The sequence below is a fragment of the Bacillus sp. SM2101 genome (genome assembly GCF_018588585.1).
GTDB lineage: Bacteria > Bacillota > Bacilli > Bacillales > SM2101 > Nanhaiella > Nanhaiella sioensis.
In genome coordinates, this window is record NZ_JAEUFG010000028.1 from 1 (window position 1) to 18,943 (window position 18,943).

The 18,943-nt window shown below is 33.4% G+C and carries 18 protein-coding genes and 1 pseudogene; 3 read left to right on the top strand and 16 right to left on the bottom strand.

Features of this window, described 5'->3' with window-relative positions; genetic code table 11:
• Positions 1-279: 279 nt before the first annotated feature.
• From JM172_RS19830 to JM172_RS19885, 12 genes are all read right to left on the bottom strand, one after another.
• Positions 280-855: a C1q-like domain-containing protein gene (locus tag JM172_RS19830; RefSeq protein WP_214484114.1), complete on the bottom strand. Its 576-nt coding sequence runs from the start codon at positions 853-855 to the stop codon at positions 280-282.
• Between the two features lie 532 nt (positions 856-1,387).
• Positions 1,388-1,891 (bottom strand): DUF4275 family protein, encoded by a 504-nt coding sequence (locus JM172_RS19835; protein ID WP_214484115.1) that lies wholly within the window; start codon positions 1,889-1,891, stop codon positions 1,388-1,390.
• 205 nt (positions 1,892-2,096) lie between these two features.
• Positions 2,097-2,786, bottom strand: a complete 690-nt coding sequence (locus tag JM172_RS19840; RefSeq protein ID WP_214484116.1) for a DNA alkylation repair protein — start codon at positions 2,784-2,786, stop codon at positions 2,097-2,099.
• Positions 2,787-3,305: 519 nt separating this feature from the next.
• Positions 3,306-4,190: an RNA polymerase sigma factor SigJ gene (gene sigJ / locus JM172_RS19845; protein ID WP_214484117.1), complete on the bottom strand. Its 885-nt coding sequence runs from the start codon at positions 4,188-4,190 to the stop codon at positions 3,306-3,308.
• 12 nt (positions 4,191-4,202) lie between these two features.
• Positions 4,203-5,393, bottom strand: a complete 1,191-nt coding sequence (locus tag JM172_RS19850) for an NAD(P)/FAD-dependent oxidoreductase (protein WP_214484118.1) — start codon at positions 5,391-5,393, stop codon at positions 4,203-4,205.
• A 106-nt stretch (positions 5,394-5,499) separates the two neighbouring features.
• The gene (locus tag JM172_RS19855; RefSeq protein ID WP_214484119.1) at positions 5,500-6,861 is read right to left on the bottom strand and encodes a sensor histidine kinase; all 1,362 of its coding nucleotides are present in this window, start codon (positions 6,859-6,861) and stop codon (positions 5,500-5,502) included.
• Positions 6,858-7,535, bottom strand: coding sequence for a response regulator transcription factor (locus tag JM172_RS19860; RefSeq protein ID WP_214484120.1), 678 nt, complete (start codon positions 7,533-7,535; stop codon positions 6,858-6,860). Before JM172_RS19860 ends, JM172_RS19855 begins: the two co-directional genes overlap by 4 nt.
• A 64-nt stretch (positions 7,536-7,599) precedes the next feature.
• Positions 7,600-8,589 (bottom strand): UDP-glucose 4-epimerase GalE, encoded by a 990-nt coding sequence (gene galE, locus JM172_RS19865; RefSeq protein WP_214484121.1) that lies wholly within the window; start codon positions 8,587-8,589, stop codon positions 7,600-7,602.
• A complete protein-coding gene (gene galU, locus JM172_RS19870; RefSeq protein ID WP_214484122.1) occupies positions 8,586-9,479 on the bottom strand; it encodes a UTP--glucose-1-phosphate uridylyltransferase GalU in 894 nt (297 codons plus the stop codon). Before galU ends, galE begins: the two co-directional genes overlap by 4 nt.
• Entirely contained in the window at positions 9,476-9,910 is a 435-nt protein-coding gene (locus JM172_RS19875; protein WP_250886789.1) for a GtrA family protein, read from the bottom strand. Before JM172_RS19875 ends, galU begins: the two co-directional genes overlap by 4 nt.
• Complete coding sequence (locus JM172_RS19880; protein WP_214484123.1) at positions 9,873-10,850, bottom strand: glycosyltransferase family 2 protein; 978 nt, start codon at positions 10,848-10,850, stop codon at positions 9,873-9,875. The genes JM172_RS19875 and JM172_RS19880 overlap by 38 nt, the downstream gene beginning before the upstream one ends.
• Before the next feature lie 4 nt (positions 10,851-10,854).
• Positions 10,855-12,858 (bottom strand): glycosyltransferase family 39 protein, encoded by a 2,004-nt coding sequence (locus tag JM172_RS19885; RefSeq protein ID WP_214484124.1) that lies wholly within the window; start codon positions 12,856-12,858, stop codon positions 10,855-10,857.
• 541 nt (positions 12,859-13,399) lie between these two features.
• Here JM172_RS19885 and JM172_RS19890 point away from each other — a divergent pair.
• Complete coding sequence (locus JM172_RS19890) at positions 13,400-13,771, top strand: PadR family transcriptional regulator (protein WP_214484125.1); 372 nt, start codon at positions 13,400-13,402, stop codon at positions 13,769-13,771.
• Positions 13,772-14,054: 283 nt separating this feature from the next.
• Here the strand turns inward: JM172_RS19890 and JM172_RS19895 are convergent, their stop codons facing one another.
• A complete protein-coding gene (locus tag JM172_RS19895; RefSeq protein WP_214484126.1) occupies positions 14,055-14,519 on the bottom strand; it encodes a hypothetical protein in 465 nt (154 codons plus the stop codon).
• Positions 14,520-15,097: 578 nt separating this feature from the next.
• On the bottom strand, positions 15,098-16,231 hold the full coding sequence (locus JM172_RS19900; protein WP_214484127.1) for a histidine kinase N-terminal domain-containing protein: 1,134 nt from the start codon (positions 16,229-16,231) through the stop codon (positions 15,098-15,100).
• Positions 16,232-16,761: 530 nt separating this feature from the next.
• Between JM172_RS19900 and JM172_RS19905 the strand changes: the two genes are divergently transcribed.
• Both JM172_RS19905 and JM172_RS19910 read left to right on the top strand, forming a co-directional pair.
• Positions 16,762-17,058, top strand: a complete 297-nt coding sequence (locus JM172_RS19905; protein ID WP_214484128.1) for an alpha-helical endospore appendage domain-containing protein — start codon at positions 16,762-16,764, stop codon at positions 17,056-17,058.
• A 198-nt stretch (positions 17,059-17,256) separates the two neighbouring features.
• Entirely contained in the window at positions 17,257-17,547 is a 291-nt protein-coding gene (locus JM172_RS19910; RefSeq protein WP_214484129.1) for an alpha-helical endospore appendage domain-containing protein, read from the top strand.
• A 131-nt stretch (positions 17,548-17,678) separates the two neighbouring features.
• Here the strand turns inward: JM172_RS19910 and trxA are convergent.
• Positions 17,679-17,993: pseudogene (gene trxA / locus JM172_RS19915) on the bottom strand (thioredoxin).
• 369 nt (positions 17,994-18,362) lie between these two features.
• Positions 18,363-18,740 carry a MerR family transcriptional regulator gene (locus JM172_RS19920; protein WP_214484130.1) on the bottom strand — a complete coding sequence of 126 codons (378 nt, stop codon included), beginning with the start codon at positions 18,738-18,740 and terminating at the stop codon, positions 18,363-18,365.
• Positions 18,741-18,943: the final 203 nt, after the last annotated feature.

Genomic DNA, 18,943 nt, shown 5'->3' on the forward strand with positions numbered 1-18,943 from the left:
ACGGTAAGTACCTTGCGCTTCCTTAGTGGTTGGTCGATGTGTACCCCCACAGTGGACTTTCACCACCTAGATAGTTGCCATGCCTGGCACACTAGAAAAAAGAGCTTGATTACCCAAGCTCCTCTTTATTTTGTTATTTCACTATTAATTTAGATGTTAATTGATAACCATTTATTGGTCAATTTTCACTGTTTATTGGTGTTTTGGACTCCAAACCCAACTCCGTTAGTTTTCGATGACTGTGCTTTCTTTTTTTGCTTTATCTTTCTACAAGGTACTTTACGGTGATGGAAACCTACCTGCAGCAAAAGATGTTCCGCCTACATTAACAGTCCCCGTTCCAGTTAGATTAGCAAACAAGAGAACTGTAACAACATCGCCAGGTTGCAATTGTACGATTGTACATACACTTATTAATTGAGTAGCTGGAGTTGTTCTATCATCGGTGACTTCCCCTACAGTGCCACCATTAACAGCAATTTGCACTGTAATTATTGATTGTTGTCCAGCCGCTAAATTTGAAACAAAATTCACATTGGTACATATGGAATAAACACCTGATTGTTGTGGTATAAACTCTGACGCAGTAGCATCGTACTCATTATTTAAATCAAATAATTGATTGTTAAAATTTAAAGAAACTTCTGTATTAATTACTGTTATTAGTTGGGGAGCATTTGCTTGAGCTCTAAACGCTGATTGAGGGTCAGACATTCCTGATGGCCCAGTTGCACCTTGAACTCCCATTGGACCCTGCACTCCCATCGGACCTTGTGGCCCCTGTTTACCTGGTGGTCCCTGAGGACCTTGAGGTGGTGGTGCCACAACTCTACATTTACAATCTTTGTCTCTCATTAGTAATTTTCACCTTCTAAAATGTTTTTTACTTTATATTTATGGTTATGTTTTATAGAAGGTTGGACTGTCATGTATTACGTGATAAAAATGTGTATGTGTCTATGTTATTAAGAGCAAGGTTCTAAACAAACGATATACAACAAACAAGATTCCTTATTATGTAAAATAGTGCAATCGTTCTAATTTTTCTATTCTGAAGAACTGGAACTAAGCGACTATATTGCACTAGCAATAATGCTGTTTTCGCATTGATTATTGCTTATCGTACCTTGATATAAGCACGTCTACATCAAATTTTCGAGGCAACTTTTCAATTTTTAGAATCTACGAGCCCTCATAAAACTCATTATATTGTCCATTATTATTAAAGATAGCAACAAAGTACGAAAAGAGCCTTCAATAAAAGAAAGGCTCACTTCTTAGAGAAAAGCACCATATTGCTGAAGATTACTATTGTTTATTTTAGCCGTTAATTAACTTACTAATCTCCTAAGATATAAGATATAAGTTATATATTCTTAATCTATACTTATATTTCAAAAAAATAAGGGCCCAATCCTGCCTCTTGTTCATGGGTTTGTATATAAGTCCATGTAAAATCTTCGTTAACTATATATATATCCCTTTCACCTTTAAAATCCTCTGTCGTAATATTTTCAGCATTTTCAAGTGAGTATGAGTATGTATTTTGATAAAATACATAAATTTTGTTTTTCTTTAATGTATTGAAAGCTTCAATGGCTTTTTCTTTTTCTTTACAAGGCAATACTTGAAAGCTGAAAATATGCCATAGATATTGGTGTAAAAAGATTTCATCTTTTTTACTTTGACTAATGGAATTCGTAAACGTATCTTCCCATCGTTTCCTTACTTCAGCATTACCAATATAGGTAAGTCCGACCCCTTTTTGATCCATCTTATCTTTAAACTCGTATCTTGATTTGATTTCCTTTGCATAAAATGTTAATTCAAAAACCGCATCATCTGTTAATTCCTGAATAATTGAATGCAATTGCTCTCTATTCGAATTCATGATTTCACCTACAATGAAAATTTATACTACAACATGTAGTTTATAACTATTATCATTGTTTGTAAGCTATAAACATTCCCTTTACTAAAATCCCCTATCAAATTTATCACACTTCTACTCGAAAAGTGTCAGGTTATTTAATGACTTTTCGCTCGAACACTAGTAAACTAACATAATCTTGTGTTGCACATCATAAGTTGTTGTATTAGTTCTTCTGCATCAAGCATTTCCTCGTAAAATCATCATATTTCTCAATCGCATATCTAAATGAAACCCTAGGCATAATCATTTTGTTATTTTTCACATAATGATAGACTTCGTCTGGTTTAACAGTTGAATATATTTTAAGCATCCATCCATAACCTTTTAAAACTAAGTCATGTTCATCATTCATCAGACTATCTACAATTGTAAACGGTTCTAGTTCATCAAATCTCATCTTCTTAATTGGATAAATTAAAATAACAGCAGCTGCACGCCTTACGCAAAAATCAGGATGTTCTGTCCATTGAACAACCTTAGGAAATAAGCTATTATATTGACTTAATAGCTCTCCAAAAGCGTGGGTACAGAAATCATCACAATCTCCCCACCCTGTTACATATGTTTTTAGCCATCTTTCAAAAACAAGGAAAGTATCTTTACTATATTGTGTTTTAATTCTGAAAGCCCAATCATAGGCGATAACCCCATACTCCCATTTACGTTTCTCTAACAGTTTTTCACAAAGTAGAAGTATATTTGCAATTGATTTATTATCAATTAGTTTAAATACAGTTGAGGAAATCGACCTTATTTTATAGGTCTCAACATTCGAGTTTTTCGTAACATCTTCTAATCGTTTATTAACTTCAAATAATACACTATTATTGTTAATGGTAATTTGATTTTTCATCATTTTTTTCTCCATTTTTACAAGCTTATTTTTCAAATATTGACTGTTAATACCATTAAAACTGATTCTTGTATGTGTTAACTTGAAGACTATTATTCAATAACCATTATTTAGCTTATACACCTAAAATTTATTATACAAAACCATTTGTATAAAGGTATAGTTACAAAAATGTGTCGGTTATCTGTAATGGAGCGATTGACCGCAAATACCTAGATTACTTTTTTATTCCGGATATTATGTATATCATCAAAGGAACTAAGAAGATGTACTTTATTAAGCTCTATTTATACTAGGTACATCCAAATTTTCATATATGTTAAACAAGGCCAAGAGAGTCTTGCAGTCATTATGTCCCACAACACAAAATTAAACTATCAATTATGCTTAATTACTAATAACCTCTCAGTTCGTTATTATTTCTTCATATGACCTGCTAAAAAGAATGACTGTAAGTTATAAAAACTAAGTAAGCCGATAACCCCAATGCTATATTGAGATATCGGCTGAAATTTACTATTAAAGGCTCACATCATTTTGTATATGTCTAACTTTATCAGGGTTAACAATATAGTAGATTGCTTTTATTTTCCCTTCATAGACTTGAAAGGCGACCACAGCAGTGAATCCTGTTGGGTCCAATATGGTCAAGCCTGTTTGCCCATTTACTGTAATTAAATGAAATGTGTAGTTTTCCTCCAAAAATCTTTTAGCAAGTGCCTCAAATAATATGCTTACTTTTTCTTTACCAACGACTGGTCGTAATGCAGCTGCTTTCTTACCACCACCATCTGCATAGTAAGTGATATCATTTTGCAAATATTTTATGATGCTTGTTACTTTTCCAGTTTGGAATGCGGAGATAAATGTTAGAACTGTTTGTTCATGCTCCTCATCAGGAGTAGGAAGAAGTTCTGTATTAAGATCAGGAAGTTCTTTTTTCAGTCTACTCAATATTTTTCGGCAGTTGCTCTCTGATTTTTGAACAATATCAGCTACGGTTTTATAATCGTATTCTAGAATTTCTCGCAGTATAAAAATTGCTCTTTCTATTGGATTTAATGATTCGAACAAAAGGAGGAGAGCAATAGAAATGTCTTCTTCTACCATTACATGATTTAATGGATCCTCATTTTGAACAATGGGCTCTGGCAACCAAGTTCCGGTGTATAATTCTCTCTTCTTCCTTGATGATTTTAGCAAATCCAAGGAACGGTTTGTCACTAACTTACAAAGAAATGCTTTCACGTTTTGATTGTTCTTTAGCTCATAATTTGTTAATTTAGAAAAAACATCTTGGACGACATCATCTGCATCACTAACACTCCCAGTCATTTTGTATGCAAGAGAAAAAAGAAGTGGCTTATAATCTATATAAAGTTGCTGAATTAACAAATTTTCCAATATCTTTCACCGTCACTTTAGTAAACTTGCAAGATTCCATGTATAATTACGGAATCTCAACCCTAATTGGCCTGTTAACGTAAAATTCATTCCCCATTTTTGAATCCAAACAAACCCTTCTTTTGGTCCTAAACTAACACAAAATAGCTTAACAGGGTAGCTTGTATGAACAATATGATTTGGCTGTTTAGTCATTTTATGTTTAATAATTTTAGCCAACCTCTGTGCCTGTGGAATAGCCTCCTTACACGTCATTCCATCGTATTTATTTGTAATTGGGTCAATTATTCGAGCACAGTCTCCAATTGAATAAATGTTTTTGTGCCCTTCTACTTCATAACAATCGTTAACAATTAGTTGATTTTGATCAGATAGTGGTAATTGGAGCTGTTTAATGGTTGGATTAACTTCTACACCGTTTGTAATGATACATAGGCCTATTTCATATTTTCTTCCATCTGTACAGACAAGGTATCCATTATTGAATTCCTTTACCCTTGTGTTAGAAAAAAACTTTACACCAAATTTGTTCATCTTTTTTTCCAATCTCGAACTAATATGGTCAGGTGCTTCGTGTAGAAGGCGTGTTTTCGGATCGAATAATAGTACTTCCACTCCATTTGGATCAATACCATGAACTAACGCTTGTTCTTTTAGCCACACAGCAAGCTCACATGCAGTTTCAATTCCTGTTATTCCAGCACCAACTAATGCGATCTTTAAATTGCTTTGCCTTTTATGATCAGAATTCAGTTTTTTTGTTTTATTTATTAAGTCTATTAACCTATCTTTAATATCATGTGCGCTACTTTCATCTTTAAGTGTCATACCCCCGATAAAGTTCTCATTGTCCTTAACTCTGCTACCTAACGTAATGACTAGATAATCGTAATGAACTTCAACTGCTTGATGGTCTTCCTTTTCAATTTCAACAATATTACCAGTCTTATTAATTCGTGTAACTTCTCCTTGTAACACCTCAATACCCTTGGAAATATACCGATGAAAGGGAATTTTTAGTTGTAAGTCGTCTGCATCTTCGGTAATTGCTTTAACTAATAGTACCTTTCGAAAATGATACGAGTTTTTATCAACTAATATAACCCTCACTGCTGTTCCTAACTGATCTTTTAATTCTTTCTTCAAACTGTCTACTAAGTTTATTCCAGCGTAACCTCCGCCTAATATCACAATTGTTTTCATTTTATTCGCCTCCTTGCCCTTATAACGAATAAGGAAGTAAGTTTGTGACATAAGGGAGGGAAATTCTTATAAAAACCTAGTCTGATTAGCCATATTAAACAGTTTTTTATATCTCGTTTGCTTGATTAATTGGTAATGTAACGACAAATGTACTTCCATTATTGAGTTCGCTCATAACCATAGTTTGTCCACCGTGCATTTCAACTATTTTTTTTACGATAGCAAGTCCTAAACCACTTCCTCTTGAAGATCTAGAATGGTCAGCCTTATAGAACCGTTCAAATAGATATTTCAGATCCTTTTCTGGTATTCCAGGTCCTGTATCAGTGATGGAGCAGGTTACTGTTGATTCATCAGTAGTTAGGTCAATGTCTATGTTCCCTAATTGAGGAGTGAACTTGATTGCATTAGTAAGAAGATTCACCCAAACTTGTTCTAACAAATCTTCATCACCTATAAGATATGTTTCTGGTAATTGGATATTTAACAGTAGTTCTTTTGCTTCCCATTGAGGAGCTAAAGATGTGATCACACGACGAATTTGCTCATCTACACGATAACGGACTAATGTAAAAGGATGATGTTCTGAATCGAGTGACGCTAATTTTAATAAGTTTCCACCTATTTGTGACAACCTCGTACTTTCTTGTTCAATAATAGTTAAATACTCCATTTTCCCCTGTTCATCAATTTCATTATTTTTTAATGCTTTAGCAAATCCATGAATAGATGTGAGTGGTGATTGAATTTCATGAGAGACTCCTGCAACAAAATCTTGGCGCATTTGTTCTATTTTACTTAACTCTTTAGTCATTTTATTAAAATGGCTTGTTAATGAACCGATTTCATCTTTAGAAGTAACTGGAATTTGCACTTTATAATTTCCATTGCCGACCTCTTCTGTTGCTTTGATTAATTTTTTAATAGGTTGCACAAGTACTTTTGATATATATAAGAAGAACAAACTCCCTATTACTAGCACGAATGCAAGCTGAGTTAGTTGAATTTTCCGAGAGGATCTCATTTGTTTTTCAGGATTGGATAACACAAACAACGCATATTGCTTGCCATTCTCCTCAAATGGCACACCGATAATTGAATTAAAAGGTGGGTTTACCCCTTTTACATAATTAGTATGCTCTTCACCATTCAACACTTTAACTATGTCCTTTTCGTGAATGACAGCTTGTAATTTACGTTCTCCGACCTCTTGTTTTTGAAGATGCTCATCATATATGATAAATGTATAGCCAGTAAAGGACATATTAGTGAAAAATGAGACAGCTTGTTGTGCATTCTCATTACCATATAATTGTATGAATTCATATGCAACGCTCTTCATGTTAGTGGCTAAATTATTTTGAATATCCCTTTTATTAAATGCCGTTACGAAGTAGAACGCTATAATCATACTTAACAAGATTGTTATGATGAAAGAACTTATCAATTTTGCATATATTGTTTTCATTGACTTTGACTCACTAATTTATACCCTAGTCCACGGATTGTTTTAATTTCAAAACCTGTGTCTTTGTTTGAAAAACGTTCTCTCAATCTTTTTATATGCACATCCACAGTCCTCTCATCTCCTTCATAATCATAGCCCCACAATTGATGAATAAGCTGTTCTCTTGTGAATATTTTTCCATCTATACTACCTAAAGTAAAGAGTAACTCAAACTCTTTAGGAGGTAAGGTCATCTGTTCATTTTCAAAAGTTATTTGTAATCGTTTTCTATCTAACCTTGTATGACTAATATACAATATATCACTTGTTTCTATCTGATATCGCTTTAATAACGCTTTTACACGTGCGACCATTTCTAGTGGATCAAAGGGCTTGACTAAATAATCATCCGTTCCCTTTTTAAAGCCTTTTAACTTATCTTGTGACTCTCCTCTAGCTGTAACCATGAGAACAGGTATATCAAAAAATTCTTTAATCTCTTCTGTCAATTCCCAGCCATCCTTATTTGGCATCATAATGTCGACGATAGCTAGATTAATTTTATATTCTTCTAGTTTTTCCCAAGCATCGCTACCATTAGTAGCTTGAATCACTTTAAACCCAGCTTGTTCTAGGTAAAGAGTAATTAATTGGCGAATGTGATTATCATCGTCTGCAACTAAAATTTGCAGCATTTTATTCCCCTCCTACTTTTACAATGCCTATACTGTATATTTTTATATTTGTTTAATTAAGTTTTCACTCATAACCGTTCGGATGGTTAAAGTGCCAATTCCAAGCACTGTTAATAATCGTTCTAAGATCACTAAATGCTGGTTTCCACTCTAGTTGTTTTTGTATTGCAGTACTATCAGCTACTAATATAGGTGGATCTCCTTCTCTTCTTGGCTCATATTCGATGGGAATAATTCTATTAGTAACTTCCTTTGCTACGTCGATTACATTTGCAACTGAATAGCCTTTACCCGTACCTACATTGTATATATTTGAAACTATTTTACCCTCGAACAAAGCTTTTAACGCTTTGATATGTGCATTTGCCAAGTCAATGACATGAATATAATCACGAATACACGTACCATCAAATGTTGGATAATCATTTCCAAACACAGAAATAAATTCTCTCTTTCCTAATGCGGTTTGTAGTATTAATGGTATAAGATGACTTTCGGGGTAATGATCTTCACCAATTTCTCCACCTAAAGAAGCTCCAGCCGCATTAAAATAACGTAGAACGATCCATTGTATTTTATGTTTTTTTCCTAGCCAATATAAAAATCGTTCTGTAAAGTACTTGGACTCACCATATGGATTAATCGGTTTTATTGTAGACATTTCATTTATCGGTTCATCTTCTGTTATTCCGTAAACAGCAGCTGTTGAGGAGAAAACAATTCGTTTCACACCATATTGTATAGCCTTTTCAAAAAAAGAACACGTTTTAAAAGTATTTTCACGAAAATACCCTTCAGGTTTAATTAATGATTCTGAAACTAAGCTTTTAGCAGCAAAATGTATGATTGAATCAACTTGATGTGTATAAATAATATCACGAAGTAATTCATCATCAGCGATGTCACCTATATAGAAATAAGGGCTTTTAACAGCTTCTTTATGACCAGTAGACAGATTATCTAATACAATGACTTTCATGTTCTGCCGCAGCAATTCTTGAACAGTATGACTTCCAATATATCCAGCTCCCCCAGTTACTAATACTGCTTTCATTTGATCAGCTCCTTTTTTTGATATTCGTTTTTTAGAAGCTGGTCAAAATAGGTTAGAAGCTTTGATCTTAATTCGGGTCTTTGAAGCCCAATTTCTGCTATAGCTTTTGTATATCCCAGCTGATCTCCTATATCATATCGATTCCCTTGCAGCTCAATGGCCATTAGTCCATCTTTTTTGCAAACGTGTCGTAATCCATCTGTCAGCTGTATTTCATTACCGGCTCCTCTTTCAATTGTTTCTAAAATAGGAAAAATTGAAGGATTTAAAATATACCTTCCTAATATAGCTAAATTACTAGGGGCTTGCTCTAAATCGGGTTTCTCAATTAGATCATGAATATGATAAACATCGTCTTTTTTATTACTTGGATTAATAATTCCATATTTACTCACATCTGCAAGTGGCACCTGTTGCACTCCTACGATCGGAACGCCAGTTCTTTCATATACATTCATCATTTGCTTGATCGCTGGAGGTTTAGAAATCATAATATCATCACCTAGTAAGACTGCAAATGGGTCATCCCCAATAAATTGCTTTGCACAAAGCACCGCATGTCCTAAGCCCAATGGCTCTTTTTGACGAATATAATAAATATTTGCCATTGATGATATAGACTGTACTTCCTTCAATTGAGCTAATTTTCCTTTTTCTTCTAACATACGCTCTAGCTCTGTAGATTTATCAAAATGGTCTTCAATCGATTTCTTGTTTTTTCCTGTAACAAATATAATACTTTCAATACCTGCTTGAACAGCTTCCTCTACGATATATTGCACTGCAGGCTTGCCAACTACTGGGAGCATTTCTTTAGGTTGAGCTTTTGTTGCTGGTAAAAATCGTGTCCCAAGCCCTGCTACTGGAATGACTGCTTTTTTTATCTTCATACACTTTCGCCTCTTTCTTCAGAATTTTTAAAAACCCAAATTTGATTGCCAATAAAGTTAATAAATACACCAAAGCCTGTCACGATCAATTTGCTTAATAATAATTGCAAGTTTAATTCGTTGTATAATAATGCAAGTAGGATTGAAGTAATTACTATAGTTATAAAGTTGACTAAGATAAATTTAACAACCTCGGTTATTTCAACTCTTCCTTGCTGCTGAAATGTCCATGACCTATTAAGCAAATAGCTATTAAGCAAACCACCTCCATAGGAGATGATTTGCGCTATTAAATAATTCATGCCCATAGCAATCAATAGTGAAAATATTGCAAAATCGATGCCTGTGTTAATCCCACCAACAATACTAAATTTCAGAAAACGTTTTCCTTTGTTATTCATGAACAACACTACTTGTGACTTTTCTTTCATGCCGTTCTACACCATAGCTGTCACTAACAATATATAGAGGACGATTCTTTGTTTCATCGTAAATACGACCAATATATTCGCCAATCACTCCTAACAAGATGAGAATAATGCCGCTGAAGAACAGTTGAATAATGATAAGTGAAGCCCAACCATCTACTGTACTATTTGTAAATAGTTTTTGGTAGATAACAAATACCATATATAGAAAGGCCGTGATGGATAAAAATCCACCTGTATAGCCTGCTAGCTTTAAAGGTTTATAGGAAAAGGTTGTAATGCCATCTAACGATAATTTAAGCATTTTTTTTAATGGATATTTTGTCTCCCCAGCCAACCGTTCATTTCGTACATATTCTACAGCTGTTTGTCGAAACCCAACCCAACTTATTAAACCTCGTACAAAACGGTTTTTTTCTTGAATCCCTTTCATCTCATTACATACTTTACGATCTATTAAACGAAAATCACCTGTATCAACAGGAATATCAATATCTGTTGAAGCCCTTAATACACGATAAAATAAAGTTGCTGTTAGTTTTTTAAAGAGCGTTTCTCCCTCGCGTTTGATCCGTTTTGCGTATACCACATCGAATCCTTGCTTCCATTTTTCTATCATTTGTAAAATTAATTCAGGCGGGTCCTGTAGGTCAGCATCAATCACTACAATGGCATCACCATTTGCATAATCCATCCCTGCTGTAATTGCGATTTGATGACCAAAATTTCTAGCAAAATTAATTAGCTTTACTGATGGATCATCTTCACAGAAATTTTTTATTATAGAAGCAGTGTTATCTTGACTACCATCATTGACGAACAATAATTCATAAACTTCGGCTGTACTTTCCATAACTTCTTTTAAACGACGGTACGTCTCATGAATAACAGATTCTTCATTGTAGACTGGGACAATAATAGAATACCTAACATGCTCATTCATCGGCTTAATCCACCTCCGTAATTTTGAATAACGTCATCGTTCCGCTCATTTGGGATTCATTAGAAGTAGATTGCCATTGATCCTTAGGAATTTCCGTGCCATGTTCTTTGATCCAATCTTCTACACCCGAACCTCTACCCATAAGTTCAGATGTCAATATAAAGTATTTAACCTTCCCTTCCTTGACCATGTCACTAAGCTGTTCAACCGTTAAAATTGAATCGGTTCCACTAAATCCTCCCATAGCCATTACTGCCTCACCTGTTTCGATAATGTATGGAGCTGCCGTAGTTGCTTTCGCAGTAGCAAACAAAAACTCTTCGCCTGTATTATTTTCTGTTAAATACTCGATTGTTTTCGGGTCAGCTTCACCAATCATCATTTGTGCCATACCTTGTGTATTTTTTATATCAGGTCCTGCCGCCGGAAGCATAGCCATTCCACCATAAAGCATCGGTGTCGTTGACCAATAGAAAGGTGCAATTAATAAGACTAGAAGACTAGCTATAGATGTAAGATATGAGAACTTATTATTTTTTTTCATTATAAACAATGCTAATGACAAACCTATACCTAAGAAAGCAACAACTAAAGGTAATCCAAATCCAATTTCTATTACATTTGCCATCAAAATGTATAGCTCAAATAGTGTAGTAACTAAAATAGCAATTGGTAAGAGCCGTTTTTGCCAGCCATTATGATTAAGATATGATTTTACTAATTCCATCCAACCTATACCTGTAAGTGCAGCTATTGGAGGAGCAAGCATGACGAGATAGTATGAATGGAAAAAGGATGCTACACTGAAAAAGGCTGCTATAGGTATAAACCATAATAACCAAAATAATATTTGGCTATTTTCTCGTGTTATATTTCTTAAGGTTCTCATCTTCATAAGCAATCCGATACTTGCTATCAATATAAATGGAATGAACCAACTAATCTGATCTGATAGGGCTGTACTAAATAATCTTAGCAATCCAGGTTCACCAGTATCGTCCATTTGGCGAGCGCCACCCATCATTGGATTATTACCACTTTGTATACCTTCTCCACTTTCCATTTGTTCTTGCATTTCTTTCATTCTTTCTTCCATCTCTGGAGTCATCTGCCCATTTGGTGGTCCCCCACCAGGCATACCACCTCTACTTCTATTTGGTGACATTTGTTGAGGGGTACCATTTCCTTCCTCGATAGATACAGCGTCAGAACCGCCTTTCTGTAAACCAATTAAGCGAGAAATCCCGTTATAACCGAAAGCTAATTCTAAGACGGAATTTGTTTGACTGCTTCCAACATAAGGCCTATTCTCTTCTGGAGTAAGTTCAACTATGACCGCCCATGATAATGAAACGACCAATAAAACAACTGTTGCACCAGATAGTATTTTCGCCTTCCTCTTCCAATCAATTTTTGTTGCTAACAAATAAAATAAATAAAAAGCAGGTAAAACCATGAATGCTTGAAGCATTTTCATATTGAACCCTATGCCAATTACAGCAAATGAACCAATGAGCCATAGAGCCTTTTCATTCTTCACAGCTTTAAATAATACCCAAGTAGCTAAAAGCAACGTAAATACTAAAAGACTATCAATATTATTCGTACGACTCACAGCTGCTGCGATAGGCGTACATGCCATGACTAAACTGGCAATTCTAGCTGCTGTAGTACCAAAAGATGGTTTTATGAGAACATACATCAATATTACCGAGCCTATTCCAGCTAGTGCTTGTGGTAATATGACACTCCAACCATCATATCCAAAAATAAATGCACTAATGGTCTGAATCCAAAACGCAACTGGTGGTTTATCCACTGTTACATAGCCTGCAGCATCAAAGGATGCGAAAAAGAAATTTTCAAAGCTTTGCATCATACTGTTCACAGCTGCAGTGTAATATGGATTGGCATAATCATCTGTCCATATGTTAAAAATGTTCAGTACAGCAGCTAATAGAATAATAAGTATGAGTATATAATCTGGATTTTTTACATGCTTAAGCATCTAGTTAATCACTCCTTTAAATTATCTGACTACAATTTATCATCTGAATATGAACTGATTATGAACGAGTGTAACGAAATGGTAGAATTTACTTCTTACTTAAATTGATAGGAATGTTAATTTTTGTGGCTTTATAGGTTTCTTGCTATTAAGCACTTGGAATTTATTAGTTTGCAACGAATTTTGCAAACAAATTGGTATGTATATTTCATCCAAGGTTGAACGGTCTTCATATTTTATAGATGAAAATATGTTCTACTGTATTATTCTCTTTTAACGACTGAGAACAAGTATGCAATACACGTAGTCATTTTTTAGTCGTCTCATCTTTTTTCATATAACACATCTAACATCGGTTTAGAATTGTAAGCCTAGAAAATTAGGTCAGCTACTACACAGTGCTATACATCGTTTAATGAATGATACAGAAACTTGACATTCTAAGATGAAAATGATTTTTCTTGGTTACATTCTCTTAAAATATAATTCTGAGTTGCTACTAAGTAGTAATATGGTATAATTTTATAAAAGGAGGGATAATATGGATAAGTCTAGTGAACCTAAACGATTTGCCTTAAATATGAGTGCAGCTCAATTTGTTAAATTTTATATATTGTATTTGTTGACAACGAGGTTAACGATGTATAGTGAACAATTTAAAAAAGAATTTCGCACGCTCGGTGGCCAGTGGTGCCCTGCCCCATCAACGCTTCTGAATACGCTTGCTCAAATGACTGAAGATGGCCTACTAACTAGAGAAGTTCATATTAAAGGTAAGAGACAGAGGATTTATTTGTATCAATTAACGAATTCTGGGAAAGAAGAGTTTGATGTTTTGAAGAAAAAATACTATAGTATTTTTGAAGAACAACGGAAGGTATTAGATAAAGTCATGACGCAAGTGTATAAATGATAGATGTTTTCACTAGAATAGAAGTCGAGTAAAAAAGCGAACAACGTCATAAAAGATAAAAAATTAACTTTCATCCTTACTAAGCAATCGGGCGATGTCGAACATCACCAGGTTGCTGCTTATTTGCATTACTGAAGGCGAAGACAAATTGTATTTATCGGGCAATTTATAGGATTTATAGGTCAAAATTTAATTTTATTGGGTTAAATTCATTAGTTTATCGGTCTAAGCCAAATACATATAGGCATTCGACAAACTAGATACAGATGTTAACATCATTAATTTAAGGGTTTGTTTGAAGTTCCTCATATGATCCATCGTAAGGGTTAAATAAAAAAGATATAGTTTCACCATCTTTCGTACATGTAATTACGTAAAACCTGATCCCTTCATCCTTGTCCTCTATTGATTTCCTGTTATTGTTTACAATAGTAACGAATTCGTTATCCGCAACCTCCTTTTGTGCCTGAACAAATGAGTATTCTGGCTTTGTCATAAAAAAACTAATAGGCAGAAAAATTAATATGAACATACTAAGGCCTATTTTCTTAACGAAATGGCTAGTAATTGCTTTTTGATCTAAATTTGAAATTTCTTTAAATATTATGATTCCTGCCATAGTTAATAAAACTACATGGACTGAAATTGGTGCTAATGAAACATATTTTTTAGCTTGAGTCATAAAATACACCAATTCTATTATACAAACCCCAATAACAAATAAGATAATGGCCAATTTTTTTCTCAACATACTCTCTCCTCTTATTAATACTAGGATTTAAACCATGTTTCTAAATTGAAAGATAATAAATGTGTTTTAGCTGCTAACAACTTGTCTCATTAAACTACCGACATACAGGTTTGCGGTTTCCCCCACTCATTTTCTAGCTACACCATCGATAATAAGCCCCTTTTCACGCCTCGTTCGCTAATATTATCTTTGTTCAGCTATCCACAATTAATGAAACGGATACTGCACTATTACAACATTTTATCCATCGAGTATTTTTTTATTTTCCTAGACTTCATGTTAATAGTTGAGTATTATATTTTTTGTTACTAATCATCTGTTTGTTTATTCTGAGTTGCTACTAAATAGAAATAAAGAATTAAATTAAACACGATGTAAAAAACAACCTTTGATTAAGGTTGTTATAAATTTAATAACTAGAAAGCAGTAGTATTAAGATACCATTGAAAAAGGTTTGTTTTTAACATTCCTTGTCTTGGTAAATCTTGTTTTTAGCTGGTTTCCCTATGAGGAAATCTCATTCCCTCTGAGCTTTTTTCCATAACAACAAAACATTATTATACTTCAACTATTTATTATGAAATGGCGCTTCTATCCTTTTTGACAAACAAAGGAAGTCTAATAGAAAATGTAGTTAACTTTTCATCAGAAACACAACTAATCTCTCCCTCATGTTTGTTAATTATTTTCTTACAAATATACAAACCAATTCCAGTACCTAATTCTTTAGTCGTAAAAAACGGTTCAAAAATCACAGCAATGATCTCTTTAGGAATGACAGGACCATTGTTTGAAATAGTAATTTCAGCTTTACCATCAGATGTATTACAGTCAATATTCATTATTTTTGTGTGTCTAACATATTGCAATGCGTCTATAGAGTTTAATAGGATGTTTAAAAAAACTTGCCTAAGCTCCTCTTTATTTGCAAAAACACTAATATCAGAATGAATATTTTTAGTAACTTTAACATCACCATCTACAATGCTTGGATAAATGAAATTTAGTAGGTCATCAAACAATTTTGTCAAGGAAACTTCAAATTTGTCACCGTTTATTAATTCTTTTTTTGATACGTGAAGAAATTGAGTCACCCGTGAGTTTAATTGATGTAACTCATGTTCGATAATATCAATATATTTTATCGTTGGATATTCATTATTAATTAACTTTGTAAAACCAATAACGGTTGTTAACGGATTTCTAAATTCATGTACAAAGCTTGAAGACATTTGCCCTAAAATGGTTAAGCGCTCTTTATGTGTTTGATCTATAAATAAAGTTTTCTCCTCTAATTGCTCTTCCTTAATTTCTGTATACTTCCTTACTGTGTAATACGAGAATTGATCAAAAATTGTATTTATTTCTTCTAAAATTCGTATGAGTTGGTCGTAGGGAAACCCTGAGCTGATAATCCAGTTATTAATTTCTTTGCGTCCTTCATTAACATTAAATACTAAATCTCCAATATTAATGTTCGCTTCTACTCTTTCTGAAGCTACCTTGTACGCTAATTTTCGCACATCTCCCTCACTTAATGCGTTCTCCAATCTAAGCTTAACTAACTGAAACATTTTTTTACCGTTATTAATAACTTCTTCCTTATGTATATCACTATCTGAAATAAGCACACGTTGTCTCCAAGACTGTATAAAGGTTGAAACATTTTCATCTAAAAATTGTACAATTTCCTTACGAATTGCATTCATCCAATAGCCTCACTTTCTACTTATTTACCTCGTGAATAACTTGTATTGTGATTGTATCTATGTATTATTTTAGCAAAAGAATGAACTATAGTAAGAAAGGTTTTTTCTATCTTGGCTAATCTCCCATTGTTCATTTAATTATACATTTTTTACATCAATACTACTTTTTTGTACTAGAAAATAAATAATAAATACGTATAATCCTAGCTTTGGTGCATTTATAATCATGGCAACTGCATAAATTTAATTGTTGCACCCTAAATTAGGATGTGTAGCAACTATGTTGTCGAAAAGAGCCTTAAATTTCAAACAATCCTTCAATGCTAGCCTTTTGCACAAGCGAATAGTAACCTTCTCCATAAAATACTCTAAAGAATATGTTTAGTACTTCATAGGCAATGAATCTACGAATGACAAAATATAACTTAAATTTTTTTCAATAATATTCCTGACTAGTACTGCAATAACACATTTTGTTTTTATCCTATAGTACTAAATAAAATTCCTCATAAATGAAAGGGGGATTGCAAATGGATTTACCAGTTATTCCTGAATTAGGAAATATAGATAAGGATCAAGCATTATGGTTTTTATTACAAGCTCTTACAGAAAACGAAATAGCTTTAGCACGACTTATGGAAGCGGAAGCTAATAAAGTAACGATGGCATTTACTGCTTTTAAGAATCAAACCATTAACACAGCTGAGTTACTTGCTATTTCTGAAAGTGTTCAGCGTACACTTACTTGCGTAAATCAACAACAAATCCTTTTAAACAATAAGCTTTATGATATAAGACAATTGATTACAAAGTTAAATATTAATTAATATATTCGGGAAGTTTACCGATTTCCCTCTATTGTAGTTTTTTTTACACTTATAAAAAATTGCTACTAGTACGTTTCTAGTACAAAAATACAATTTGATCTTCCCTTAAAAAGAAATAGACATTTAAACAAGCAATATCTATCAATCAACATACAAATGTAGTGTAAGACAATACAATAAAGAAGGAGGGATTTAATAATGGGAATGCCTGTTGCACCTACTTTACCTGATTATGATAAAGAGAATGTTCTATTATTTTTATTAGTTACAGTTGGTTTTGAGGAGTTAGCGTTGGCACATATAATGAATGCTGAAGGCGAAAAAATCCAAGCTGCTGTGGCGGCATTTGAATCGCAAAGGCTAGTAACGATTCGTGATTTATTAGATGTCAATAGTAATGTAGCTGAAACATTAAAACGTGTATTGCAAAAAGAAATCCTACTAGACTTTAAGATAGATGACGTTAAGGAATTATTAGAAGAGCGTTAACTATTAAACTTGCAATAGCAAGAAACACACTCCTCTTTTATGTAGGAGTGTGTTTCTAACCAAGTGTTGTATGAAAGCATATATCCATAGTGCAACGAAATATACTATTTATCTTTTCACCTAAAACTAGCTTATAGATGCTTTGTAATTAAATTAACTAGTTGTTCCTTTGGCTTATATCCAACGGCTTTATCGATCACTTCACCATTATTTAGAAGTAATAATGTAGGCATACTCATAATGTCATATTTTAATACAGTTCATTCATTTGCATCAACATCTAGCTTAACTATCTTTAATTTATGGCTAAACTCTTTATCTAAATCTTCAAGAATTGGTGCGATCATTTTGTATGGTGGACACCACTGTGCCCAAAAATCTACTAATACTAGCCCGTCATAAGTTTCATTTGCAAATGATTTATCAGTAACGTGTAAGATCGCCATTCATATATACCTCCCTTATCGTTTAATAAGGCTATTTACGCATTAATTTTTACTTTTCGTACTTTAGTTATAACACTATACTTATAACGTTCTTCGCATCCTACTTTGTCATAAATTGATGTCAACTCATCAAAATCATTTATAGTTCTGGCTCATTGCTCATTAATTTTTGTTGCTTTTTCCAAGAGGAGCTAAACTGCATTATAACTAACGCTGGAGGTATCTTTACTTGTTTAAAAACTATACTAGTTATACTTAAGTTTATAAGAAGCAACAAAGTTTGCTTATGCACGAGCAGACTTTACCTTAACGATACTCCCTAGTCGTACAACCATTTGAAAGTTTCTTGTGGTAGTAAATTTGCATACGTTAACTACTACCATGCTTCCCTTTATCTTCGTGACCTGTAGTAAAGTATAATATTCTTTCTTCAAGATTCGATTTAATCATTTCAAGCTGTTTAATTTGGTTATTTATCTCTTGAAGCTTATCTTTGTATATTGGTAATACATCACTACAAAACTCTTCTTTGTTTTTTAGTACGCACGTTAAAAAGCTAGATATTTGCTTAGTTGTCAGTCCCAAATTTATATATAATTGGATTGTATTTACCTGTTCTATAGCAGATTGATTATATTCCCTATACTCATTTGCTAAACGTATGGGAGTAATAAGCCCTTGTTTTTCATAATATCGAATTGATCGTTCACTAACACCGGTTATGTTAGATAGTTCACCTATTTTCATAAATGTGAAAACCTCCACCCTGTTCCATATCTAACTATACGGTATACCACTACTGCTTGCTGGCAATAAAATAATAGCTATTATTCAGCTTATATATACCAACCTCCCTCACTTAAAGATTGTGCTACTTAAAGTAAATTAAGTATAAACGATGACATTAATGTTAAGGTCAAGAAAAAAAAGACAAAAAGGCACATTGTCTG